We start from the raw sequence: 23,359 nt of genomic DNA, 5'->3' as shown, positions 1-23,359 counted from the left end.
GTGTTCGAACAGGTGTTCGAACTCTTCCAGTGTTCGGCCGCCGTGCCGGGCGTGTCAACTCCGGGCGGGCGGGTCGTCGGCTTCGTCCGAATGCTCCCCCATAACCCTCGACCGCCGCTGGAGACTTGGGCGAAACCCTCGACCTCGACCTGAGCCTGAGAGGGCGCGCATCGGCCGAGATGCCTGGTCGCGGGCCGTTCGGCACCATGAGGGGCATGACGACCGTGGACCTCGACTCCCGTCCGCCTGCCCCCGACCCGTACGCCCAGCTCCCCGCGGTGCCGACCTTCGCGCTCACGAGCAGCGACCTGGCCGAGGGCGCCACCATGCCCGACGCGCACGTCGCCTCCGGAGGCGACCGCTCCCCCGCGCTCGCGTGGTCCGGCGCCCCGGAGGGCACCCGATCGTTCGTCGTGTCGTGCTTCGACCCCGACGCCCCGACCCCCGCGGGCTTCTGGCACTGGACCGTCGCCGACCTGCCCGCGACCGTCACGGCGCTCCCGACCGGTGCGGGCTCGCCCGACGGCGGCTCCCTGCCGGACGGCGCGTTCCAGGTGCGGCACGACGGCGGCGACCCCGGCTACACGGGCGCGGCGCCGCCGCCCGGGGACCGCCCGCACCGGTACGTGTTCGCCGTGCACGCGCTCGACGTCGACTCCCTCGCCGACACCGCCGGGCTCGGCCCCGACGCCACACCGACGGCCGTCGCGTTCAACGCCCTGTTCCGCACGCTCGCCCGGGCCACGCTCACGGTGACGTACCAGGTGGCAGACTGACGGCGACCCGCCACACCCACCCGTGCCGCGGGACGGACCGCCGGGAAGGACCCATGGACGCCTCCACGACGCTGCCCACGCTTGGCTCCCTGCACTGGGAGCCCGCGCTCGACCATCCCGATCTGCTCGCCCCGGTGACCGCCGACGCGCTGCGCACCTGGGCCGAGGCCGACCCCGACGTGGCGGCGCTCGTCGCCGTCACCGAGATCGACCCGGACCTCGCGGACACCGCGACGCTCAACGACGCGTTCTCGCTGCCCGTGGAGGCGTCGGCGAACTGCGTCCTCGTGGGCGGCGTGCGCGCCGGGGACGAGCGGGTCGCCGCCGCCGTGGTGCGGGCGCACACCCGCGCCGACGTCAACACGCGCGTGCGCAAGCTGCTCGACGTGCGCAAGGCGTCGTTCCTGCCGACCGAGCGCGCGACCGCCGAGTCGGGCATGGAGTACGGCGGCATCACGCCGATCGGTCTCCCCGCCGGGTGGCGCGTGCTCGTGGACGCGCGCGTCGTCACCGACGGCGCGCTCGCCCTCGTCGGCAGCGGGGTGCGCCGTTCGAAGCTGCTGCTCCCCGGGCACCTGCTCGGACGGCTGCCCGGCGTGGAGGTCGTCGAGGACCTCGCGGTCCCGGTCGGCTGAGAACCGCTCAGCCCTCGGCGCGGCCCTCGCGCCAGTAGCCCATGAACGCCACGGCGCGGCGGTCCACGCCGAGGTCGGACACGAGGTGGCGGCGCAGCGTCCTGATCGCACCGGCCTCGCCCGCGAGCCACGCGTACAGGACGGTGTCCTCCTCCAGCAGCCCGGGGACCTCCCACAGGATCGAGGAGTCGACGTCGACGTCCTCGAGGTCCTCCGCGGTGCGGCACTGCGCGGGCGGGTCCGCCCCGAGCACGCCCGCGCCGAGGAGGCGCGCGGCGGCGGCCTTGACGGCGGGGACGAGGAGCGCGCCGTGCGCGACGGGAGCGTCGCCCTCTCCCTGCGCCGACCCGCCCTCTGCCGACTCGTCCTGTCGCGCGTCGTCCCGGCCCAGCCACGTCACGCGCAGCCCGGCGGGCGCGGTGAACGGACGGGCGTCGGCGGCGTGCGGGACCTCGACGACGACCTCGCCCGTGGCGTCCGCGGGCAGGTCCTCGCAGATCGCGACGAGGGCGGGCAGCGCCGTCTCGTCGCCGGCGAGGAGCAGCGCGTGGGCGCGTGCCGGCGGGTGGAACTCGACACCGCCGGTGGGTCCGTCGAACGCGGCGTCCGGACCGAGGAGGACGAGCGGCGTCCCGATGTCCGCCGTGAGCGCCCACCGCGACGCGGGCCCGGCGTCGCCGTGGAGCACGACGTCGACGTCGACCTCGCGGGCCTCGGGGCGCACGGCGACGGTCGTGTAGGTGCGCAGCGGGTTGCGGCGCTCCTCGGGCTGGGCGCGCCACGCGGCGTACCACTCGTCGGCGTCGCGCACGAGGTGCGCGTAGCCGCCGTCGGGGGCGGGGAGGACGAACTTGATCCGGATGTCGAGGCCGGGGTCGGCGAACCGGTCCAGCTCGGGGCCGGTGAACGTGAACCGGCGGAAGCTCGGGGTGAGCTGTTCGACGCGCGCCACCTCGACGTCGAAGAAGCGCCACGGCGCCGTCGCGCGGGCGGCGGTTCGGCGGGCACGGGTGCGGGACACGACGGTCTGGCTCACACAGGTGAGGCTAACCTGTGCGGACCCGCCCGGGTCAACCCGTCCGGCGGCGTGGACGCCCGCGATGACGGTGAGACCGGTCACGCTCCGCGGCCGCGGCTGCGCCACAGGAGGTAGACGAAGTAGGGGGCGCCGAGCAGCGCGGTGCCGAGCCCGGCGGGGATCTGCCCGGGGGCGATGACGAACCGGCCGAGCGTGTCCGCGACGGACACGAGCAGCGCACCGAGCAGCATCGCGACGGGCACGACGCGCGCGTGCCGCGCCCCGACGAGCGCGCGGGCGGCGTGGGGGGCGACGAGGCCGACGAACGCGAGCGCGCCGATGGCGCACACGGCGGCCGCGGTGAGCACGGCCGCGGCGCCGAGGAGGACGAGGCGCGTGCGGTCGAGCGGCACTCCGAGGACGCGCGGCGTGTCGTCGTCGAGCGCGACGACGTCGAGGTCGCGCCGGAACACGGCGACGAGCGGCGTGAGGACGACGAGCGCGAGGACGACGGGGATCAGCTGCTCGAGCGTGCGCCCGTACGTCGACCCGGACAGCCACGTGAGGGCGAGGTTGACGTCCCACGGCGCGACGACCACGACGATCAGCGTGATGAGCGCCATGACGCCCGCCTGCGCGCCGATGCCGATGAGCACGAGGCGGTCGGAGCTCAGCCCGCCGCGGTAGGCCAAGCCGTAGACGAGGCCGAACACGACGAACGCGCCGAGCGCGGCGGCAGCCGACATGGGCCAGATCCCGACGCCGGGCACGAGGAGGATCATCGTCACGGCGCCGAGCCCGGCGCCGGAGGTCACGCCGAGCAGGCCGGGCTCGGCGAGCGGGTTGCGGCACACCGCCTGGACGATCGTGCCGGCGAGCGCGAGCGCGGCGCCCGCGAGGAGCGCCGCGAGGACACGGGGCAGGCGCTGGTCGAGGACGAACGTCACCTGGCGCCCGGCGACGCCGTTCCACCAGTTCGCCACGTCCCCGAGGAGCACGACCCGGTCGCCCAGGAGCAGGCCCGCGACGGTCGCCGCGGCGACGGCGAGCACGAGCGCGACGACCACGAGGAGCACGGTCCGCGGTGTGCGGGGGCGGCTGAGCGACCCGTGGGCGGCCCGTGCGCCGGGGCCGGAGTCGCGCAGGCGGCGCGCGAGCCAGATGAGCAGGCCCGCGCCGAGCACGGTCGTGACGACGCCCGTCGGAACGGCGATCGAGAGCCTGCTCGGCAGGACGAGGCGCAGCAGCACGTCGGCGCCGAGGACCACGACGACACCGACGACGGCCGCGAACGGCAGGAGCAGCACGTGCCGTCCGAGGCCGGGCACGCGCCGGGCGACGAGCCGGGCGACGACGGGTGCGGCGAGCCCCACGAACCCGACCGGGCCGGCGACGGTGACGGCGATCGCCGCGAGCAGCACCGCGACGAGCACGGCGGCCACGCGCGTGCGGCGCACGTCGATGCCGAGGACGGTCGCGGCGTCGTCCCCGAGGCCGAGCAGGTCGAGGCGGCGCGACATCGCGAGCGCCGCGAGGACACCGACGGCGACGACCGGCGTCGCCATCGCGACGGTCCGCGTGCCCGACTGGACGATGGACCCGCTCCCCCACGCGAACAGGCCGGTCGTCTCCTGCTCGAACAGCACGAGCAGGACGGTGGTGAGCGAGTGCAGCGCCAGCATGATCGCGGACCCGGCGAGGACGAGCCGGGTGGGCCCGTCCGCGCCGCCGCGTGCCAGGACGAGGACGAGCCCTGCCGCGGCGAGGCCGCCGAGGAAGGCCAGCCCGCCCTGGAGGTAGAACGGCACCGAGAGGCCGAACGCGGCGACGACGACGACCGAGAGGTAGGCGCCGGCGTTGACCGCGAGCGTGTCGGGCGACGCGAGGGGGTTCCGCGCGACCGACTGCAGGACCGCGCCGGCGACGCCCAGGGCGACACCGAGCAGCAGGCCCGCGAGGAGGCGCGGCACGCGCGACGCGACGAGGACGGCGACCGTCTGGTCGACGCCCTCGCCGCCCGTGAGCAGGCGCAGCAGGTCGAGGGCGCCGACGTCGGCGGTGCCCTGCGTGACGTGCACGGCCGCGAGGACGGCCGCGAGCGCGACCGCCACGACGAAGGCCCCCACGACCCCGAGGCGCGACGTGCGCCCCGGTGCCGCGGCCGTCGTCGGGCCGGACGCCTCGCCGCGGTCCGCGTCGACGGCGCCGCCGCCCCCTGCGACCGCATCCGCGTCGTGCAGCGTCGCCTCGTCCGGCGCGACGTCCGGGTCCGCGGGCACGCCCGACCGTGCCGGGTCCTCCAGCAGGAGGGTGTCCGGCTCCACCGTCGTGCGCTCGTGCCTCGTCACCGTGGTCCCGTCGTCCTCTCGCGAACCCTGCTGCTCAGCGTGCCGGCAGGCGTCAGGCCGTCAGGGCCTCGACGACGGCGTCCGCGTAGGCCGACGCGGACAGCGGGCCGCCGAACATCCAGATGCCGTCGGGCAGGCGGTGCACGTCGCCGGCCGTGACGAACGGGAGCTGCTCCCACACGGCGTTGCCCTCGAGGCCGTCGGTGAACGGGTTGGCCTCGGACTCGCTCGCGACGTAGAGGAACTGCACGTCGCCGAGCTGGGTCAGGCCCTCGACGTCGGTCTGCGCGAGCCCGTAGTCGGGGTCGCCGCCCTCGGTCCAGGCGTTGACGAGGCCGAGCTCCTCGCCGATCGCGCCGAAGAACGAGCCGGGCGTGTACATGCGGATCGAGACGGCGCCGTTGGCGATCCAGCCGTCGGCCATGGTGAAGTCGGCCCCGGCGAGCCCGGCCTCGTCGAGCGCGGCGGTCGCGTCGGCGATCGTGGCGTCGTACTCCTCGAGCGCCGCGGCGGCCTCGTCCTCGCGGCCCGTGACCGTGCCGAGGGTCTCGACCGTGGAGCGCATGTAGCCGATCGGGTCCTCGCCGTCCGAGCCGCGCAGCGCGAGGACGGGCGCGATCTCCTCGATCTGCGCGATGACGTTCTCCGGGACGTCCGTCGTCGTGACGACGAGGTCCGGCTCGAGCGCGGAGATCGCGTCGAGGCTCGGCTCGCCGCGCATGCCGACGTCGGGCGTGCCCGCGTCGATCGGGGCGACGGTGTCCCACGTGTTGTAGCCCTCGACGTCGGCCTGGCCGGCGGGCTCGACGCCGATCGCGACGAGGTTCTCCGTGAGGCCCCACTCGAGCGAGACGATCTCCGTGGCGGGGGCGTCGAGCGTGTGCTCGCCGCGCTCGTCGGTGTAGGTGACGGGCCCGGCGGACGCGGCGGCGTCGTCGGTGGTGGACTCCGCCTCGGGGTCCTCCGTCGTGCCGCACGCCGTGAGGGCGAGCGCGGTGACGAGGGTGAGGGCGGCCCCGGCGAGGGCGCGGGTTCGGGTCGGGCGCATGGCAGTCCTTCGGTTCGGTCGGTGCCCGGCCACGGCAGGACCCGGGCGGGCGGTGCAGGCGGGAGGTCGGGAGGTCAGGGGGTGGCGCCCACGCGCGCGGCGTGGCGGCCCAGCGGCTCGCAGCACGTGCGGCCGGTGAGCGGGTGCGTGTACACGTCCACGTGGATGCCGTACACGTCGGAGAGCAGCCCGGAGGTGAGCACCTCGTCGGCGGGGCCCGTCGCCCGGACGACGCCCCGGTGGAGCAGGACGACCTCGTCGGCGACGGTGGCGGCCTGGTTGAGGTCGTGCAGCACGACGCCCACGGCCACGCCGTGCTCGGAGGCGAGGTCGCGCACGAGGTCGAGGAGCTCGACCTGGTAGCGCAGGTCGAGGTACGTGGTCGGCTCGTCGAGCAGGAGGACGCCCGTGTCCTGGGCGAGGCACGTGGCGAGCCACACACGCTGCAGCTCGCCGCCCGAGAGCTCGTCGACGCCGCGGTCGGCCATCGACGCGACACCCGTCACGGCCATCGCGTGCGCGACGGCGCGGGGCCCGTCCGGGTCGTTGGCGCGGAAGCGTCCGCGGTAGGGGTGGCGGCCGTAGCCGACGACGTCGCGCACGCTCACCCCGCTCGGCGTGGGCCGGCTCTGCGACAGGAGCGTGACGCGCCGCGCGAAGTCCTTGGGGTGCAAGGCGAGGGCGTCCTCGCCGTCGTCGAGCGTGACGCTGCCCGCGTCGGGGCGGTGCAGGCGCGCGAGCGAGCGCAGGAGCGTGGACTTGCCCGAGCCGTTCGGTCCGATGAGCGCGGTGACGCGGCCGGGCGCGAGGTCGAGGCCCGCGCCGTGGACGACGGTCCGCGCGTCGTACGACAGGTGCAGGTCGTGGCCGGCGAGCGCCGCGGCGCCCGTGGGCTCCGCGGTGGCGGGCACGACCGGGGAAGAACTCACGTAGGTAAGGCTAATCTACGGTTTCGCGCGGGCCTAGCCGCGGCCGGTGCGACGCACGTCACCCCGCCGGGCCCGCCCCCGGTGGCCCGGCCGTCGGCGACCGGTCCTCGTCGGCGGCGTGGGAGCGCGTCGGCGACGGCGCGTGCTCGCCGCCGAGCGCCACCGTGACCACGAGCGCACGGTGGTCCGACAGCCCGGTGTCGACCGCGGTCGCCGGGGCCGTGGACCGTACCGGCCCGTGCGCGAGGACGTGGTCGAGCTGGCGCGTCGGCGCGGCGACGGGGAAGGTCGGCGCGCTCACCAGGGGGTGCCACCCGCTCGCCCGCGCGGCCTGCGGGGCGTCGAGGTTGAGATCCCCCAGGAGGACGACGGGCTCCCCCGCCCGCGCGTCCTCCGCGAGGGACCGCGTGAGGCGGACGAGCTGGGTGAGGTTCCTGCCCGGCACGAACGTCAGGTGCGTGCAGACGACCGTGACCGGACCGGCGGGGGCCGCGACGTGGGCCACGAGGGCGGCGCGCGGCTCGTCGCGCACGAGCGTCGGCAGCCGTCGTCCCGGGAAGCGCACGGGTACGCGGGTGCGCGGCGGGGGCATGACGACGGTGCGCCACGCGCGCACGGGGAACCTGCTCACCACGGCGATGCCGTAGGCCGCCTGCCCGGGCTGGTGCTCGCCCGTGGGCGCCGACCACACGCCGGGCTCGCCGACGAGCGTCGCCACGAAACGGTGGTCGACCGCCCCGCTCGCCTCGGCGGCGACCGTCGTGAGGTCGGTCCGGTGCGAGCGCGGCTGGTCGCGGTCCACCTCCTGGAGCGCGAGCACGTCCGCGTCCAGAGCGCGGACCGCCGCGGCGAAGCGGTCGACGTCGACCCGGTCGTCGACCGTCGACCGTCCGTGCAGGATGTTGAACGTCGCGAGGCGCATCGTCTCGATTCTCGGTACAGCGGCGCACCGTTGCACGCGGTGGGTCGTGGGAACCCGTCGCGGCGTGCCGGGTGCCCGGCCCTGGTGTAGACCCGGGGCATGGTGGACGACAGGGAGGCCCTGCACGACGGCCTGCGCATGACGGCGGCCGCGCTCGCCGAGGCCGGCGTCCCGCACGCGCTGGTCGGCGGCTACGCGGCCTGGGCGCGGGGTGCGCCGGAGCCGAGCCACGACGCGGACTTCGCGATCCGCGAGGTCGACGTGGACCGCGCTCGCGACGTGCTCGCGCAAGCCGGGCTCGAGATCACGGAGCCGACCGAGAACTGGCTGTTCAAGGCGTACCACCGCGGCGAGCTCGTGGACGTCCTGTACCGGATGGTCGGCGAACCCATCGACGACGACCTCCTCGCGCGCACCGACGAGATCGAGGTGCTCGCGGTCCGTATGCCCGTGCTGTCGGCGACGGAGATCCTCACGTCCAAGCTGCGCGTCCTCGGCGAGCACTTCTGCGACTTCTCCCGCCTGCTGCCCGTCGCGCGGGCCCTGCGCGAGCAGGTCGACTGGCCCGACGTCCGCGCACGTGTCGACGACAACCCCTACGCACGCTCCTTCCTCTTCCTGCTCGACGAGCTCGGCGTGGTCCCCCGGTCCGCGACCGACCCGGGCGACGCCCAGGACCGCGTGCAGCCCGCGTCCGGGGACCCGTCCAGCCACGTGGAGTGACCGTCGTCACACAGGCCGTCTCGACGGGCGAGCGCACGCCAGGCCGGTGAAGGTGGGTGCTCGCCAGATCACCCCCGACGAGGAGGTAGGACGATGAGCACGGTCATGCAGACGGTGGACGTCGCCGTCCCGGTCCGCACCGCGTACGACCAGTGGACGCAGTTCGAGGAGTTCCCCCGCTTCATGGAGGGCGTGGAGGAGATCCGGCAGCTCGACGCGACGCACACGCACTGGAGGACGAAGATCGGCGGGGTCGAGCGCGAGTTCGACGCCGAGATCACCGAGCAGCACCCTGACGAGCGGGTGGCGTGGAACTCGACGTCCGGCCCCGACCACGCGGGCGTCGTCACGTTCCACCGGCTCAGCGAGGCGGAGACACGCGTCACCGTCCAGCTCGAGTGGAGCCCGGACGGTGTCGTCGAGAAGACCGGCGACCTCCTCCAGCTCGACGAGCGTCGCGTCAAGGGCGACCTCGCCCGCTTCAAGGAGTTCGTCGAGTCGCGCGGCGTCGAGACCGGCGCGTGGCGCGGCGACGTGAGCTGACCCGCACCGCCCCACGGGCCCGGTGGTCGGCGCTTGCGCCGTGCCACCGGGCCCGACGCGTTTCCCCCCGTCCCGGAGTCGTCGGCGGCCCTCGGTATGGTCGGCGCGTGCACCTGCGCGACTACGAGTCGGCCGACGCCGCGGCGACCCTCGACGTCTTCCGGCGCGCCGTCCGCGGCACCGCGAGCCGTGACTACTCCCCCGAGCAGGTCCGCGCCTGGGCGCCCGACGACGTGGACGTCGCGCGCTGGGCCGCGCGGCGTGCCGCGGCCCGGACGCAGGTCGCCGAGCACGAGGGGCGCGTCGTCGGATTCACCGACGTCGACGCGGAGGGGTACGTCGACATGCTGTTCGTCGACCCGGGCGTCGTGCGCCAGGGCGTCGCGTCGGCCCTGCTGGGATGGGTGGCGGCAACCGCACGCTCCGACGGGGCGACGGAGCTCACGACGCACGCGAGCGTCACGGCACGACCGTTCTTCGAGGCGCGCGGCTTCGTCGTCGTCGCCGAGCGGCGCCCGGTGCTGCGCGGGGTCGAGATGGTCAACTACGCGATGCGCCGCCCGCTCGACCCGCCGGCCTGAGCCCGAGCCCGAGCCCGAGCCCGAGCCCGCAGGTTCCCCCGCGCGCGCGTCAGTGCGCGCGCGTCGCCCAGAACGCGACCGCCGACGCCGCGGCGACGTTGAGCGAGTCCACTCCCCCGGCCATGGGGATGGTCACCACGCGGTCCGCCGCGTCCACCGCGCCGCGGGAGAGGCCGTCGCCCTCGGTGCCGAGCACGAGCGCGAGCCGTTCGGGCGCGTCGGCGACGAGGTCGTCGAGGCTCACCGCGTCGTCGGACAGGGCCAGGGCGGCGACGACGAACCCGTCCTCCTGCAGCGCCGCGAGGCCGCCGGGCCACGTCGCGAACCGCGTCCACGGGACCTGGAACACCGTGCCCATGCTCACGCGCACCGACCGGCGGTACAGCGGGTCCGCGCAGCGCGGCGAGACGAGCACGGCGTCGACGCCCAGCGCCGCGGCGGACCGGAAGATCGCCCCGACGTTCGTGTGGTCGACCACGTCCTCCAGGACGGCTACGCGGCGGGCGCCCGCGCCGCGGCGGGCTCCGGTGACGAGGTCGTGCACGCTCGGCAGGGGCGGGCGGTGCATGGCCGCGAGCGCCCCGCGGTGGAGGTGGAACCCGGTGATGGCCTCGAGGACGTCGGGCTCGCCGACGAACACGGGGACGGGCTCGCCGGTGCCGCCCGGGGCGTCGTCGACGGGGTGGCGGGCGGCGAGCGCGGCGATGTCCTCGGCGAGGTCGGCGAGCCAGCGCTCGGCCATGAGGAAGGACCGGGGCCGGTGGCCCGCGGCGAGGGCGCGGCGGATGACGGTCGAGCTCTCGGCGATGTAGAGCCCCTTCTCGGGCTCGTGCTTGGCGCGCAGCGCGACGTCGGTCAGGCGTGTGTAGTCGGCGAGCCGCTCGTCGGCGGGGTCGGTGACGCGGACGACGTGCAGGCTCTGGGGGATCACGGGGTCGATTGTCCCCGACCGGCCGGCCCGCCCGTACCCGCGGTCGCCCGGGCGTCGGTCCGGGGCCCGTCCTCGGGCGGTGGTGGCGGGGTGGGGCGCGGGGTCGGCACGCCGAGCCGCCGCAGCACGGTGTCGAGACCCTCGTGGTAGGCCCAGGCGCGGTAGTAGCCGCTGTGCGTCGCGACGGTGAAGAGGTAGGCGCCGCGGTCGACCTCGTCGGCGCCGCGGTCGACGGGGTTGGTGCCGTAGGACACGACGGGGAACCCGAGGTAGTCGGTGCGCCGCCACAGGTTGACCCAGGCGGGGCCGTGCTCGGCGTGCCGCAGGAGGCGGACGAGCGTGGGCGTCGAGGGCGGGAGGACGCTCGCGCCGGGGCCGCAGCGCGCGCGGGCCCAGGCGGTGTCGGCGGCACGGCGGTGCGCCGTCGCGTCCAGGGTGAGCTCGGCGCGGTGGCGCGGGTCGGCCCGTCGCGCGTGGACGAGGGCGCTGCGCGCGGCCCGGTAGTCCTGCTCGGCCCGGTCGGCGTCCTCGTCGAGGGCCCGACGGCGCGTGGCCGCCTCGTCGGCGACCTGCGCCTCGGCCTCGGCGAGCGGTGCGAGCGCCGCGGCGAGCTCGGCCTCGGCGCGCCGGACCTGGTCGCGCAGGGCGTCGACGTGGTCGTCGGCGGCGTCGCGCGCGATGGCGTGCCGGACGCGGGCGCGGGCGGCCCGGACGTCCGCGTCGCGTCGCAGCGCGTCGCGGCGTCGTTCCTCGTAGGACGCGGCGCGTTCCCGGGCGGGCGCGCCGGTCGCGTCGTCGGGCGGCACCGCGCGGGCGGCGGCGCGCACGGCACGGCGGGGGTCGTCGGTCTGGTCGCGCCAGGGGTCGCCGCGTCCCGCGGGGCCGGCGCAGGCGGGCGTGCCGAGCACCTGCGGCCCGAGGAGGGACGGGAAGAACCGGCCGAAGTAGGGGCGGAGCTGGACGCCGTAGGTGAGCAGCCCGACGCGGCCGTCCCCGTCGGTGCGCGGTGGTGGCGCGGCGTCGTCCGGGACGGGCGAGGGGTTCCCGGCGCGGCCGAGCACGACGGCGACCGCCACGACGGCGCCGAGCGAGTGGGCGGAGAGCACGACGCGGCGGCGCGGCGCGGCGGCCTCCCGCGCCGGGCCGACGGGCACGTCCTCGGCGTCGAGCCACGCGTCCACGCGTGCCGCGACCTCGGGCACGACCCGCTCGGCGTAGCACGGCGGCCCGAACGGGTGGGCGCTGCGGGGCAGGAAGCACATGAGGTCCCACAGCAGGCCCCAGGGGCGGGCTGCCCCGTTCGCCCCGGCGGCGACGAAGCTCGCGACGAGGGCGAGCGCGAGGCCCCCGACGAACGGGACGGCGACGGGGTCGAGCCCGCGCAGGGACAGCCCGGGGACCCCGGCGACCGACGCGGCGTCGTCGCGCGCGAGCAGCGCGAGGACGAGCGCCGCCCAGGCCGCGAGAGCGAGGACGCCGACGGCCGGCTCCGCCCGGTGGGTGACCGCCGCGACCTGGCGCGCACGGACGGTCCGCCGCGCGGCGAGGGGGATGTCGGCGATGCGCTGGCGCGTGCCCGGCGTGCGTCGGGCCTCGGCCTCCTGGAGCGTGCGGGCCGCCCAGCCGGTCGGCCCGGCGAGGTCGGCGGTCGTACCGGCCGCGCGAGGGATCCACCGTGTCCAGGTGCGCACGAGGTCGTGCAGGCCGGGACCGGCGAGCATGACGAGCCCGCCCAGCGCGACGACGACGAGGACGATCGCGCTCGCCCCGAACTCGGTGTACGCCGACGGGACCGGCAGGTCCTCGGGGCCGGGGACGGTGCGCACGATGTCGACGACGAGCGCGCCCTCGGCGGCGGGCCGCGCGTCGCGCCCCCCGGTGAGGAGCAGCTGGGTCCCGAGGACGAGGAGGCTCGTGAGCACCGCGGCGGTCGCGGTCGCCAGGAGCAGGAACACCCCGGGCCCGGCCCCGGACCATCCCACCCACCGGTCGCTCCCGCCGGCGCCGGGGCGCACGACCCCCGGGAGGGTAGGGACGAGCGGGACGAGCAACACGGCCGCCGCGACCGCGACGAGGACGACGTCGACGGTCTCGGGCGTCGTCACGACCGCCACGACGACGAGGCACCCCGTGACGACGAGCGGGACGAGCGACCACAGGACGGCGGGCACCTGCCGCCGCCACACGAGCCCGGCCGCGGCGATGCCGACGAGGACGCCGCCGAGCACCGTCGGCGCGACGTCGATCCCCACGTAGGCCGGCAGCGCCGTCCCGGGCACCCGCCGGGCGCTGACGACCATCGCGCCGACCCACGCCGCGCACCCGAGCACGAGCGCGGCCACCGCGAGGGCGCTCTTCCACCCCGGCGGCTCGGCCTGGACGCCGCGGTCGTCCGAGCGCAGCGCGACGACGACGGCACCGAGCACGACGGCCGCGGCCCCGACGACGAGGACGGCCGTCCCGGCCGCGGGACGGTCGTCGGTCCACGCGAGCAGGACCCCCACGAGGCCGAGGGCGGCCGCGAGGTGCGCGAGGAGCGGTGCGGGCCCGGCGACGCGACGGCTCCAGAACCCGGCCCGGTACAGCAGCGGGCCCGTGCCCGCGCCCACCTGGCGCTGCCCCGCGCGCGCGATCGACACCCGCTCGTCGAAGCGCACCTGCCCGGAGCGCGCCAGCAGGACGAGCGCGAGGACCACGACGACGGGGAGCGCCGAGAGGATCGCCACCCGGTTCCCGTGGTCGGTGCGCGCGAGGCCGTCGAGCACGTCGGGCACGCGGGCGCAGACCTGGACGGTGGTGGCGTCCGGGTCGACGACGCCCATGCAGCGCGTGCCCAGGGTCGCCACGGCGACGGTCGTCAGGGCGGCGGCGAGCAGCAGGGTCAGGGCGAGCCCGAAGACGCGCACGGCCGCGGCGGCCGCCTCGGGGCGCGCACGCTCGACCGTCTCGTCGTCGCAGCGGCCCGGAGGCGCGGCGACGGGTGCGGCACGGTCGGCGGAGTCCTCCGCGCCGGGCACGCGACGCGCCCAGTAGGCGACGTTCGCGAGGCCGAACGGCACGTTGAGCGCCCACAGGGCACGGTTCGCGCCGCGGGCGACCGCCCCGAGCGCGCCCGCGAGCGGCAGGCCGCCGTGCCGGGCCATCCCGCCCCACGAGTACGCCTCGCGGCGCACGTCGGGCCGGACGGCGTGCAGGTCGCCGGGAGCGACGGGGTGCTCCGCGGTCCCGGGGGCGCGGTCGCGCGCGTCCGCCTCCGCGGTCGCCGTCCAGAAGCTGCCGAGCCCGTCGCCGTCGCACCGGTCGACCTCGTCGGGCGGCAGGTCGAGCATCCCGTGGGGCGGCGTGTTCGCCACGCCGTGGATCCGCAGCTCGAGGACGGACCGTTCCTCGTTCGCGTCAGGCATCGTGCCACCTCCGACGTCGTCGTCGCACGGGCGGCCGCGCGACGCTGCCACCACGTAGGGAGGCCGTGCGACCCGTCCCCGGACCTTCGCCCCTCGCGCGAAGTGCGGATCGGGGGTCGAATAGGACGCATGGGACCTGTGCCGGACGCCGCGCCGACCTCGACGACACCGACCCACGACCTCGCGGTCGACGCACCGTGGTCGCTCCCGCCCGCGCAGGTGCTCGGGACGCTGCGGTCCGACGACGGAGGGCTGGCCGGGCAGGACGCCGCGGACCGCCTCGCCGCGGTCGGCCCGAACCGGCTCGCCCCGCCGCGCCGCGACCCGCTGTGGAAGCGGGTCCTCGTCCACTTCGACGACATCCTCATCTACATCCTGCTCGTCTCGGCGGTGCTCAAGGCGATCCTCGGGGACTGGGTCGACTTCACCGTGATCCTCGCGGTCGCCGTCATCAACGCGGCGATCGGGTTCATCCAGGAGGGCCGGGCGGAGAGCGCGCTCGACGGCATCCGCAACATGCTGTCGGTGAGCGCGCAGGTGCGTCGCGACGGCGCCTGGGCGAGCGTCGACGCGGACGACGTCGTGCCGGGCGACGTGGTGCGCGTGCGCTCGGGCGACAAGGTGCCCGCGGACGTGCGCCTGCTGCAGGCCACGAACCTGCGCGTCGAGGAGTCGGCGCTCACGGGCGAGTCCGTCGCGTCGTCGAAGAAGGTCGACGCGGTCGAGGCGGACGCCGGCGTGGGCGACCGGACGAGCATGCTGTTCTCCGGCACGATCGTCGCCGCGGGGCAGGGCGTCGGCGTCGTCACCGCGACGGGGCAGGCGACCGAGATCGGCCGCATCCAGACGATGATCTCCGAGGTGCGCGACCTCGAGACGCCGCTGACGCGCCAGCTCGACCGGTTCGGCAAGGTGCTCGCCGTGCTCATCCTCGCGATGGCCGTGGTCATGGTGCTCATCGGCCGCGTGGTGCACGACTTCTCCGTGCCCGAGCTCATCTCCGCGTCGATCGGGTTCGCCGTCGCCGCCGTGCCCGAGGGCCTGCCCGCGCTCGTGACGATCACGCTCGCCCTCGGCGTCCAGCAGATGGCGCGCCGCCGCGCCATCACGCGCAAGCTCCCCGCGGTCGAGACGCTCGGCTCGGTGACGACGATCTGCTCCGACAAGACCGGCACGCTCACGAAGAACGAGATGACGGCCCGCACCGTGCGCACGCCGACCCGGTCGTTCGCCGTCGCGGGCGCGGGCTACGCGCCCGTCGGCGACGTCACCCTCGCGCCCGACGACGCGGCGTCGGGCACGGGCGGCTCGGCCCGCGCCGCCGACCTCGCGCAGGACACCGACCTCGCCGCGGTGGCGACGACGATGATGCTCTGCAACGACGCGCGGATCGTGCGCGACGCGTCCGATCCGGACGGCTGGCGGCTCGTAGGCGAGCCGACCGAGGGCGCGCTGCGCACCCTCGGGATGAAGGCGGGCGTCGACCCCGCGGGGTGGCGCCGCGTCGCCGTCGTGCCGTTCGAGTCCGAGAACAAGTTCATGGCGACGCTCGACGCCGCCCCGGACGGGGCGCTGCACGTGCACGTCAAGGGCGCTCCCGACCGCGTGCTCGACCGCTGCGCCACGCAGACCGGGCCGGACGGCGCCGCCGTGCCGCTCGACCGCGGGCTGTGGGAGTCCCAGATCGACGCGCTCGGCGCCCGCGGGCTGCGCGTGCTCGCCGCAGCACGCACGACCGCCCCGGAGGGCACGGCGACGCTCGACGTGGACGACGTCGCGTCGGGGCTCGAGCTGTGCGGTCTCGTCGGCATCGTGGACCCGCCGCGCCCGGAGGCCGTGGCGGCGATCGCCGAGTGCCGGGACGCGGGGATCCGCGTGAAGATGATCACGGGCGACCACGCCGGGACGGCGGTCGCGATCGGCCGCGAGATGGGCATCGTCGACACCGCGGCCGACGGCACCGACGCCCCGGCCGTCCTCACCGGCCCCGAGCTCGAGGAGATGTCGACGGAGAGGCTGCGCGCCGTGGTGCGCGACGTCGACGTCTACGCGCGCACCAGCCCCGAGCACAAGATCCGCATCGTCTCCGCGCTGCAGTCGCACGGCGAGGTCGTCGCCATGACGGGCGACGGCGTCAACGACGCGCCCGCGCTCACCCAGGCGGACGTCGGGGTCGCCATGGGCATCAAGGGCACGGAGGCGACCAAGGAGGCCGCGGAGGTCGTGCTCGCGGACGACAACTTCGCGACGATCGAGCGCGCCGTGAAGGAGGGGCGGCGCATCTACGACAACATCCGCAAGTCCGTGCTGTTCCTCCTGCCGACGAACGGCGCGCAGTCGCTCGTCATCCTCGTCGCGGTGCTGTTCGGGCTCACGCTGCCCCTCCAGCCCGTGCAGGTCCTCTGGATCAACATGATCACCGCCGTCACCCTGTCGCTCGCGCTCGCGTACGAGAGGGCGGAGCCGGACGTCATGCGCCGCGCCCCGCGCGACCCGGACGCGTCCATCCTCGACGGCGCGTACGTGCGGCGGGTCCTGCTCGTGTCCCTGCTCATCGGCGGAGCGACGATCCTGCTCTTCTACGTCGAGCGCGCGCAGGGCGTGCCGCTCGCCGAGGCGCAGACCACCGCCGTGACGATGCTCGCCCTCGGCCAGCTCGCCTACCTGTTCAACTGCCGCTTCCTCGACCGGTCGAGCCTCACGGTGGACGTCCTGCGCGGCAACCGCGTGATCTGGATCAGCGCGGCGGCGCTCCTCGTGCTCCAGGCCGTGTTCGTCTACGCGCCCTTCATGCACACGTGGTTCGAGTCGGCGCCCGTCGGCGTCGCGGAGTGGGGCAAGACGCTCGGCCTCGCGGTCGTGGTGTTCCTGCTCGTCGAGGTCGCGAAGTGGGTGGGCCGGCGCTGGACCGCGCGCGGCCACGTCCCCGCCCCGGTCGAGCGCGCCTGACGCCCGCATCCCCACCCGCCGCCGACCCGCCGTCCACCCGCGTGGCGAGGATCACCGCCCGCACGGTCGGGAGTCGATACCCCCGGGGGTATCGTGGAGCCATGCTCCCTCCCTCCGCGCACCCCTCCCCCGGACCCGACACACCCCACCGGATCGTCGTCGTGGGCGGCGTGGCCGGCGGCATGAGCGCCGCCGCCCGCGCCCGCCGGCTCGACGAGCACGCCTCGATCGTCGTGCTCGAACGCTCGGACCACGTCTCGTGGGCCGGGTGCGGACTGCCCTACTACCTGTCCGGCGAGGTCCAGCACCGCGACGACCTCCTCCTGCACACGCCCGAGACCCTGCGCGCCGCGCTCGACCTCGACGTCCGCACCCGCACCGAGGCCGTCGCCGTCGACCGCGAGCGCCGCACGGTCACCGTGGTGCGCGACGGCACCGTCGACGAGATCGCGTACGACGCGCTCCTGCTCGCCCCCGGCGCCACGAGCGTGCTGCCCCCGGTCGACGGGATCGACCACCCGGCGGTCGGCACGCTGCGGTCGGTCCCCGACCTCGACGCGGCGCTCGCGCGGCTCGCCACGGTCGAGCACGACGGCCGGCCGGTGCGTGCCGTCGTGGTCGGTGCCGGGTTCATCGGTCTCGAGGCGGTGGAGGCGCTCGTCGCGCGCGGGGCCGACGTCGCGCTCGTCGAGGTCGCCGACCAGGTGCTCCCGCCGCTGGAGCCCGACCTCGCCCCGCTCCTCGCGGCCGAGCTGCGCGAGCACGGGGTCGGGCTGCACCTCGGCACGGCGGTGCGGGCCGTCGTCGACCGGCCCGGTGCGCCGCACGCCGTCGACGTGGAGCTCGCCGACGGCACCGTCCTGCCAGCGGACCTCGTCCTCGTGAGCGCGGGCGTGCGTCCCGCGAGCGAGCTCGCCGCGGCGGCCGGGCTGGCGCTCGGCGAGCGCGGCGCGATCCGGGTCGACGCCGACCAGCGCACGTCCGACCCGCACGTGTGGGCCGTGGGCGACGCCGTCGAGGTCGTGCACGCCGTCACCGGCGCCCGTGGCCCGGTGCCGCTCGCCGGGCCGGCGAACCGGCAGGGCAGGCGTGCCGCCGACTCGATGCTCGGCCGTCGTACGACGCCGCAGGCGCCGGTGCTCGGCACCGCCGTCGTGCGGGTGCTCGGCCTCACCGCGGCCGTCACCGGCGCGAGCCACGCGGCCCTCGACGCGGCGGGGGTCGCGCACGAGCAGGTGCGCGTGCACACCCCGCACCACGCCGGCTGGTTCCCCGGCGCCGAGCCCGTCCACGTGACGGCGAGCTTCGCGCCCGACGGACGGTTCCTCGGCGCCCAGGCCGTGGGCCGCACGGGCGTCGACAAGCGGATCGACGTCCTCGCGACCGCCCTGCGCGCCGGCATGACCGCGGACGACCTCGCCGAGCTCGAGCTCGCGTACGCGCCGCCCTACGGGTCCGCGAAGGACGTGGTGAACATGCTGGGGTTCGTCGCCCAGAACGTGCTCGACGGCACGATGCCGCAGTGGCACGCCGCCGACCTCGACGACGTGCTCGCGACGTCGCTCGTGCTCGACGTGCGCTCGCGCGCCGAGCACGCGGCCGGCCACGTCGACGGCGCCCTCAACGTCCCGCACACCGAGCTGCGAGGGCGGCTCGACGAGGTGCGCGACGCCGCCGACGGCCGCCCCGTGGCCGTGCACTGCGCGAGCGGCGTGCGCTCCGCCCTCGCGACCCGCGTCCTGCTCGCCGCCGGGCTCGACGCCCGCAACCTCTCGGGCGGGTGGCTCACGCTCGCCTCCACCCCGTCCGCCGCCCGCGTCCTCGAAGGAGCCCGCGCATGATCGACCGCCTGCGCCGCCTGTTCACCCGAACCGACGACGGCGCCCCGCGCCCGACCGTCGACGCCAACACCGCGCTGAGGCTCGTGCGCGACGGCGCGACGCTGCTCGACGTCCGCGAACGCGACGAGTGGCGCTCCGGTCACGCGCCGCAGGCCGTGCACGTCCCGCTGGGCGACGTCGCGACCACCGCGCCCCGGCGGCTCCGGGACGGCGCCACCGTCGTCGTCGTGTGCGCGTCCGGCATGCGCTCGCGCACCGCGGCGCGACAGCTGCGCTCCCTCGGGTACGCCGCGACGAGCCTGTCCGGAGGTATGGGCGCGTGGCAGGCTGCCGGGGGTGCGGTGCGCCGCTGAGCCCGGCGCGCGCCGTCGTCCCGTCACCCCGATCCGCCCGAACCACCAGGACGACCCGAACCACCAGGACCACCCGAACGACCCGAGGAGAAGCCCGTGTGCAGTCCCGCCCTGTGCCGCCGGTGCGGCAAGATCACCTGGACCGGCTGCGGCATGCACGCCGACGAGGTCATGGCCGACGTGCCGCCCGAGCAGCGCTGCACCTGCGCCTGACCCGACCACCGAACGGAGGACCGCCGTGGAGCTCGACCGCACCGACATGGGCAAGGTCGTCAACCGGCTCAAGCGCGCGCAGGGCCAGCTCGCCGCCGTCGTGCGCATGATCGACGAGGGGAGGGACTGCGAGGACGTCGTCACGCAGCTCTCGGCCGTCTCGCGCGCGCTCGACCGCGCGGGGTTCGCGATCATCGCGTCCGGCATGCGCCAGTGCCTCACCGAGCCGGCCGAGGACGGCGAGGAGCCGACTCTCGACGTCGCCAAGCTCGAGAAGCTCTTCCTGTCCCTCGCCTGAGGACCAGCCGCCCGTGGACCGTCGGCCGGCCGGACCTCAGCCGGCCGGCGGCGGGACCGGCGCGGGTGCCGCCGACGCCGGTGGGCCCTCGGGCCCGTCCGGGTCGCCCGCGTCGGCCACCGGCGCCGCGAACTGGCTCTCGTAGAGCCGCGCGTAGGCGCCGCCCGCCGCGAGGAGCTCGTCGTGCGACCCCTGCTCGACGATCGAGCCGTCCTCCATGACGAGGATCGTGTCCGCGTCGCGGATCGTCGAGAGGCGGTGCGCGATGACGAACGACGTCCGCCCGGCCCGCAGCGCGTTCATCGCCTGCTGCACGAGCACCTCGGTGCGCGTGTCGACCGAGCTGGTCGCCTCGTCCAGCACGAGGATCGCCGGGTCGGCGAGGAACGCGCGCGCGATCGTCAGGAGCTGCTTCTCCCCCGCCGAGACGCTGGACCCCTCGTCGTCGATCACCGTCGCGTACCCGTCGGGCAGCGTGCGCACGAACGGGTCGACCGACGTCGCTCGCGTCGCCGCGAGGAACTCCTCCTCCCCCACGTGGTGCCCGTCGCGCACGCCGTAGCGCAGGTTCTCCTCGATCGTGCCCTGGAACAGCCACGTGTCCTGCAGCACCATGCCGATGTCGGAGCGCAGGTCGTCGCGCGTCATCGTGCGGGTGTCGACGCCGTCGAGCGTGATGCGGCCCGAGTCGACGTCGTAGAAGCGCATGAGGAGGTTGACGAGCGTCGTCTTGCCCGCCCCCGTGGGGCCGACGATCGCGACCGTCCGGCCCGGCTCGACGACGAGGTCCAGGTGCTCGATGAGGGGCCGCTCGGGGTCGTAGGAGAACGAGACGTCCTCGAACGCCACCCGGCCCCGCACCGGGTCCACGGTCGCGGCGGGCGTCGGGTCGGGCGACTGCTCCTGCGCGTCGAGGAGGTCGTAGACGCGCTCGGCGGACGCGACGCCCGACTGGAGCAGGTTCATCATCGACGCGATCTGGGTGATCGGCTGCGTGAACTGCCGCGAGTACTGGATGAACGCCTGCACGTCGCCGAGCGTCATCGTGCCCGACGCGACCCGCAGCCCGCCCACGACGGCCACGACGACGTAGTTGAGGTTCGCGATGAAGCCCATCGCCGGCTGGATCGTCCCCGAGATGAACTGGGCCCGGAAGCTCGACCGGTACAGGTCCTCGTTCTCGCGGTCGAAGTCGTCCGCCGCAGCCTGCTGGTGCCCGTACACCTTCACGAGGGTGTGGCCCGTGTACATCTCCTCGATGTGCGCGTTGAGCCGACCGGTCGCCGCCCACTGCTGGATGAACTGCGGCTGCGAGCGCTTCGCGATCTGCGCCGTGACGACCACGGACAGCGGGACCGTCACGAGGGCGACGACCGCGAGCAGGGGCGAGATCCAGAACATCATCGCCAGGACGCCGATCACGGTGAGGACCGAGGTGACGAGCTGCGACAGCGTCTGGGTGAGCGTCTGGGAGATGTTGTCGATGTCGTTCGTCACGCGCGAGAGGATCTCGCCGCGGGCGTTGCGGTCGAAGTACGACAGCGGGAGCCGCCCGAGCTTGGCCTCGACGTCCCCCCGCAGGCGGAAGACGGTGCGCTGCACCACCACCGCCGTGATCCGGGCCTGGAGCCAGCCGAAGAGGAACGACCCGACGTAGACGGCCAGCACCCACGCGAGCACCGTGGCGAGCGCCGTGAAGTCGATCCCCTCGCCCGGCACGAGCCCCGGCATGCCCGAGACGAGGTCGGCGACCTGACCCTGCCCCTGGTCCCGCAGACCCTGCACGGCCTGCTCCTGCGTGATCCCCGACGGGAGCTGCGAGCCGACGACGCCCGCGAAGATGACGTTCGTCGCGTTGCCGAGGAGCTTGGGCCCCGCCACCGCGAGCGCGACCGACGCCACGCCCAGCACCACGACGGCGAGGACGGGCAGGCGCTCCGGGCGCAGCGCGCCCGCGAACCGGCGCAGCGTCCCGCGGAAGTCCATCGCCTTCTCGCCGGGCATGCCCATGCCGCCCATGGGACCGCCCGGCCCGCCACCCCGGGGACGGCCGGCCAGCCGCGTCGACGACGCGTCCCGCGCCGGCGCCTGCGCGTCGCGGCTCATGCCGCCTCCTGGATGGAGAGCTGGGAGTACACGATCTCCTGGTACGTCTCGTTCGTCGCCAGGAGCTCGGCGTGCGTGCCGCGGCCCACGACGCGGCCGTGGTCGAGCACGAGGATCTGGTCGGCGCCGCGGATCGTCGCGACGCGCTGGGCGACCACGATCACCGTGGAGGTGCGCGTGCGGGGCGCGAGCGCCGCGCGCAGGCGGGCGTCGGTCGCGTAGTCCAGCGCGGAGAACGAGTCGTCGAAGAGGTACACCGCGGGGTCGCGCACGATCGCCCGGGCGATGGCCAGGCGCTGGCGCTGACCCCCCGAGAAGTTCGTGCCGCCCTGCGCCACCGGGGCGTCGAGCCCGCCGTCGAGCGCCTCGACGAACTCCCGCGCCTGCGCGACGCCCAGCGCCTCCCACATCTCGTCCTCGGTCGCGTCCGGCCTGCCGTAGCGCAGGTTGTCCGCGACCGTGCCGGAGAACAGGTACGCCTTCTGCGGCACGAGGCCCAGCAGCGAGCCCAGGTCGTCGCCCGCCAGGTCCCGCACGTCGGTCCCGTCGATCCGCACCGACCCGCCCGTCACGTCGAACAGGCGCGGCACGAGGTTGAGCAGGGTGGTCTTGCCCGACCCCGTCGACCCGATGATCGCCGTCGTCCGGCCCGGCTCCGCGACGAACGAGACGTCGTGCAGCACGGGCGCCTCCGCACCGGGGTAGCGGAACTCCACGCCGTCGAGCTCCACGCGTCCCGTCCGCTCGCGCAGCGCCACGGGACGTTCCGGCTCGACGACCGACGGCCGCGCGTCGAGCACCTCCGTGATGCGGTCCGCGGACACGGCCGCGCGCGGCACCATGACGAACATCATCGTCGACATCATCACGGCCATGAGGATGTACATGAGGTAGGACAGGAACGCCGTGAGCGCGCCGACCTCCATGGCACCCGCGTCGATCTGCCGCCCGCCGAACCACAGCACCGCCACGCTGGACGCGTTCATGACGAGCATGACCGTGGGGAACATGAGGGCCATGAGCGTCCCCGCCCGCAACGACGTGTCGAACAGCGCCTCGTTCGCCACCCCGAACCGTCGCTCCTCGTGCCGCTCGCGCACGAACGCGCGGATCACGCGGATGCCGGTGATCTGCTCGCGCAGGACCGCGTTGATCGCGTCGATCCGCTTCTGCATCGCCCGGAAGTACGGCACCATCCGCGCGACGATGAGCCCGACGCTCACGCCGAGCACGGGGACGATCACGAGCAGGAGCGCCGAGAGCTCCACGTTCTCCTGCAGCGCCATGACCACGCCGCCGACCAGCATGATCGGCGCCATGACCATGATGGTGAAGGACAGGAGCACGACCATCTGGACCTGCTGGACGTCGTTCGTGGTGCGCGTGATGAGCGACGGCGCGCCGAAGCGTCCCATCTCCTGCGCCGAGAACCGCTGCACCGTGGTGAAGAGCGAGGACCGCACGTCCCGCCCGAGCGACATCGCCACCCGGGCGCCGAAGTACACGGCGACGACCGCGCAGACCACCTGGCCGAGGCTCACCGCGAGCATCACGCCCCCGGTCCGCATGATGTAGGCGGTGTCGCCCTGCGTCACGCCCCGGTCGATGATGTCGGCGTTGAGGCTCGGCAGGTAGAGCGTGGCGATCGTCTGGGCGAGCTGGAGGACCAGCACGGCGACGATCGGGGCGGTGTAGGGGCGCAGGTGCGTCCGCAGCAGCCGGAGGAGCACGAGGGCCGGGC

19 protein-coding genes are annotated in these 23,359 nt (G+C 75.3%); 10 read left to right on the top strand and 9 right to left on the bottom strand.

What is annotated here, in order from left to right; all coding sequences use genetic code 11:
- Window positions 1–215 precede the first annotated feature (215 nt).
- Window positions 216–776 (top strand): YbhB/YbcL family Raf kinase inhibitor-like protein, encoded by a 561-nt coding sequence (locus tag LGQ04_RS12220; RefSeq protein ID WP_229244011.1) that lies wholly within the window; start codon window positions 216–218, stop codon window positions 774–776.
- A gap of 53 nt (window positions 777–829) precedes the next feature.
- Entirely contained in the window at window positions 830–1,411 is a 582-nt protein-coding gene (locus tag LGQ04_RS12215) for a YbaK/EbsC family protein (protein WP_229244009.1), read from the top strand.
- 7 nt (window positions 1,412–1,418) lie between these two features.
- Here the strand turns inward: LGQ04_RS12215 and LGQ04_RS12210 are convergent, their stop codons facing one another.
- The 5 genes from LGQ04_RS12210 to LGQ04_RS12190 all read right to left on the bottom strand — a co-directional run bounded on the left by LGQ04_RS12210 (window position 1,419) and on the right by LGQ04_RS12190 (window position 7,676).
- Complete coding sequence (locus LGQ04_RS12210) at window positions 1,419–2,447, bottom strand: siderophore-interacting protein (RefSeq protein ID WP_229244007.1); 1,029 nt, start codon at window positions 2,445–2,447, stop codon at window positions 1,419–1,421.
- A gap of 80 nt (window positions 2,448–2,527) precedes the next feature.
- Window positions 2,528–4,777: an iron ABC transporter permease gene (locus tag LGQ04_RS12205; protein WP_229244005.1), complete on the bottom strand. Its 2,250-nt coding sequence runs from the start codon at window positions 4,775–4,777 to the stop codon at window positions 2,528–2,530.
- 52 nt (window positions 4,778–4,829) lie between these two features.
- Window positions 4,830–5,825: an ABC transporter substrate-binding protein gene (locus tag LGQ04_RS12200; RefSeq protein WP_229244003.1), complete on the bottom strand. Its 996-nt coding sequence runs from the start codon at window positions 5,823–5,825 to the stop codon at window positions 4,830–4,832.
- A 74-nt stretch (window positions 5,826–5,899) separates the two neighbouring features.
- Window positions 5,900–6,754 (bottom strand): ABC transporter ATP-binding protein, encoded by an 855-nt coding sequence (locus LGQ04_RS12195; protein WP_308016400.1) that lies wholly within the window; start codon window positions 6,752–6,754, stop codon window positions 5,900–5,902.
- A 58-nt stretch (window positions 6,755–6,812) separates the two neighbouring features.
- On the bottom strand, window positions 6,813–7,676 hold the full coding sequence (locus LGQ04_RS12190; protein ID WP_229244001.1) for an endonuclease/exonuclease/phosphatase family protein: 864 nt from the start codon (window positions 7,674–7,676) through the stop codon (window positions 6,813–6,815).
- Between the two features lie 99 nt (window positions 7,677–7,775).
- Between LGQ04_RS12190 and LGQ04_RS12185 the strand changes: the two genes are divergently transcribed.
- From LGQ04_RS12185 to LGQ04_RS12175, 3 genes are all read left to right on the top strand, one after another.
- Window positions 7,776–8,399 (top strand): nucleotidyltransferase family protein, encoded by a 624-nt coding sequence (locus LGQ04_RS12185; protein ID WP_229243999.1) that lies wholly within the window; start codon window positions 7,776–7,778, stop codon window positions 8,397–8,399.
- A 93-nt stretch (window positions 8,400–8,492) separates the two neighbouring features.
- Window positions 8,493–8,942, top strand: a complete 450-nt coding sequence (locus tag LGQ04_RS12180; protein ID WP_229243998.1) for an SRPBCC family protein — start codon at window positions 8,493–8,495, stop codon at window positions 8,940–8,942.
- A 107-nt stretch (window positions 8,943–9,049) separates the two neighbouring features.
- Entirely contained in the window at window positions 9,050–9,523 is a 474-nt protein-coding gene (locus tag LGQ04_RS12175; RefSeq protein ID WP_229243996.1) for a GNAT family N-acetyltransferase, read from the top strand.
- 49 nt (window positions 9,524–9,572) lie between these two features.
- Here LGQ04_RS12175 and LGQ04_RS12170 read toward each other — a convergent pair whose 3' ends face one another.
- Complete coding sequence (locus LGQ04_RS12170) at window positions 9,573–10,454, bottom strand: TrmH family RNA methyltransferase (RefSeq protein ID WP_372470058.1); 882 nt, start codon at window positions 10,452–10,454, stop codon at window positions 9,573–9,575.
- The gene (locus LGQ04_RS12165) at window positions 10,451–13,858 is read right to left on the bottom strand and encodes a hypothetical protein (protein ID WP_229243994.1); all 3,408 of its coding nucleotides are present in this window, start codon (window positions 13,856–13,858) and stop codon (window positions 10,451–10,453) included. Before LGQ04_RS12165 ends, LGQ04_RS12170 begins: the two co-directional genes overlap by 4 nt.
- A gap of 129 nt (window positions 13,859–13,987) precedes the next feature.
- Here LGQ04_RS12165 and LGQ04_RS12160 point away from each other — a divergent pair, with 129 nt between their 5' ends.
- The 5 genes from LGQ04_RS12160 to LGQ04_RS12145 all read left to right on the top strand — a co-directional run bounded on the left by LGQ04_RS12160 (window position 13,988) and on the right by LGQ04_RS12145 (window position 19,512).
- Complete coding sequence (locus LGQ04_RS12160) at window positions 13,988–16,807, top strand: cation-translocating P-type ATPase (protein ID WP_229243993.1); 2,820 nt, start codon at window positions 13,988–13,990, stop codon at window positions 16,805–16,807.
- A 101-nt stretch (window positions 16,808–16,908) separates the two neighbouring features.
- Window positions 16,909–18,648 carry an FAD-dependent oxidoreductase gene (locus LGQ04_RS12155; protein WP_229243991.1) on the top strand — a complete coding sequence of 580 codons (1,740 nt, stop codon included), beginning with the start codon at window positions 16,909–16,911 and terminating at the stop codon, window positions 18,646–18,648.
- Window positions 18,645–19,001 (top strand): rhodanese-like domain-containing protein, encoded by a 357-nt coding sequence (locus LGQ04_RS12150; protein WP_229243988.1) that lies wholly within the window; start codon window positions 18,645–18,647, stop codon window positions 18,999–19,001. Before LGQ04_RS12155 ends, LGQ04_RS12150 begins: the two co-directional genes overlap by 4 nt.
- A 96-nt stretch (window positions 19,002–19,097) precedes the next feature.
- The gene (locus tag LGQ04_RS17965) at window positions 19,098–19,214 is read left to right on the top strand and encodes a DUF8730 family Cys-rich protein (RefSeq protein ID WP_504748217.1); all 117 of its coding nucleotides are present in this window, start codon (window positions 19,098–19,100) and stop codon (window positions 19,212–19,214) included.
- A gap of 25 nt (window positions 19,215–19,239) precedes the next feature.
- Window positions 19,240–19,512: a metal-sensitive transcriptional regulator gene (locus tag LGQ04_RS12145; protein WP_229243986.1), complete on the top strand. Its 273-nt coding sequence runs from the start codon at window positions 19,240–19,242 to the stop codon at window positions 19,510–19,512.
- A gap of 36 nt (window positions 19,513–19,548) precedes the next feature.
- On the opposite strand, the gene LGQ04_RS12140 is transcribed toward LGQ04_RS12145, so the two are convergent.
- Both LGQ04_RS12140 and LGQ04_RS12135 read right to left on the bottom strand, forming a co-directional pair.
- A complete protein-coding gene (locus LGQ04_RS12140) occupies window positions 19,549–21,618 on the bottom strand; it encodes an ABC transporter ATP-binding protein (protein WP_229243978.1) in 2,070 nt (689 codons plus the stop codon).
- On the bottom strand, window positions 21,615–23,348 hold the full coding sequence (locus LGQ04_RS12135; protein ID WP_229243977.1) for an ABC transporter ATP-binding protein: 1,734 nt from the start codon (window positions 23,346–23,348) through the stop codon (window positions 21,615–21,617). Before LGQ04_RS12135 ends, LGQ04_RS12140 begins: the two co-directional genes overlap by 4 nt.
- Window positions 23,349–23,359 lie beyond the last annotated feature (11 nt).

The organism is Cellulosimicrobium marinum (assembly GCF_020551945.1).
Taxonomy (GTDB): domain Bacteria; phylum Actinomycetota; class Actinomycetes; order Actinomycetales; family Cellulomonadaceae; genus Cellulosimicrobium; species Cellulosimicrobium marinum.
Note: the sequence above shows the minus strand (reverse complement) of the source record. Positions and strands in the feature narration are given on the sequence as shown.

Coding starts and splice junctions, on each gene's coding strand:
- LGQ04_RS12220 (WP_229244011.1), top strand. CDS start 216: ATGACGACCGTGGACCTCGACTCCCGTCCGCCTGCCCCCGACCCGTAC.
- LGQ04_RS12215 (WP_229244009.1), top strand. CDS start 830: ATGGACGCCTCCACGACGCTGCCCACGCTTGGCTCCCTGCACTGGGAG.
- LGQ04_RS12200 (WP_229244003.1), bottom strand. CDS start 5,825: ATGCGCCCGACCCGAACCCGCGCCCTCGCCGGGGCCGCCCTCACCCTC.
- LGQ04_RS12190 (WP_229244001.1), bottom strand. CDS start 7,676: ATGCGCCTCGCGACGTTCAACATCCTGCACGGACGGTCGACGGTCGAC.
- LGQ04_RS12185 (WP_229243999.1), top strand. CDS start 7,776: ATGGTGGACGACAGGGAGGCCCTGCACGACGGCCTGCGCATGACGGCG.
- LGQ04_RS12180 (WP_229243998.1), top strand. CDS start 8,493: ATGAGCACGGTCATGCAGACGGTGGACGTCGCCGTCCCGGTCCGCACC.
- LGQ04_RS12165 (WP_229243994.1), bottom strand. CDS start 13,858: ATGCCTGACGCGAACGAGGAACGGTCCGTCCTCGAGCTGCGGATCCAC.
- LGQ04_RS12160 (WP_229243993.1), top strand. CDS start 13,988: ATGGGACCTGTGCCGGACGCCGCGCCGACCTCGACGACACCGACCCAC.
- LGQ04_RS12155 (WP_229243991.1), top strand. CDS start 16,909: ATGCTCCCTCCCTCCGCGCACCCCTCCCCCGGACCCGACACACCCCAC.
- LGQ04_RS12150 (WP_229243988.1), top strand. CDS start 18,645: ATGATCGACCGCCTGCGCCGCCTGTTCACCCGAACCGACGACGGCGCC.
- LGQ04_RS12140 (WP_229243978.1), bottom strand. CDS start 21,618: ATGAGCCGCGACGCGCAGGCGCCGGCGCGGGACGCGTCGTCGACGCGG.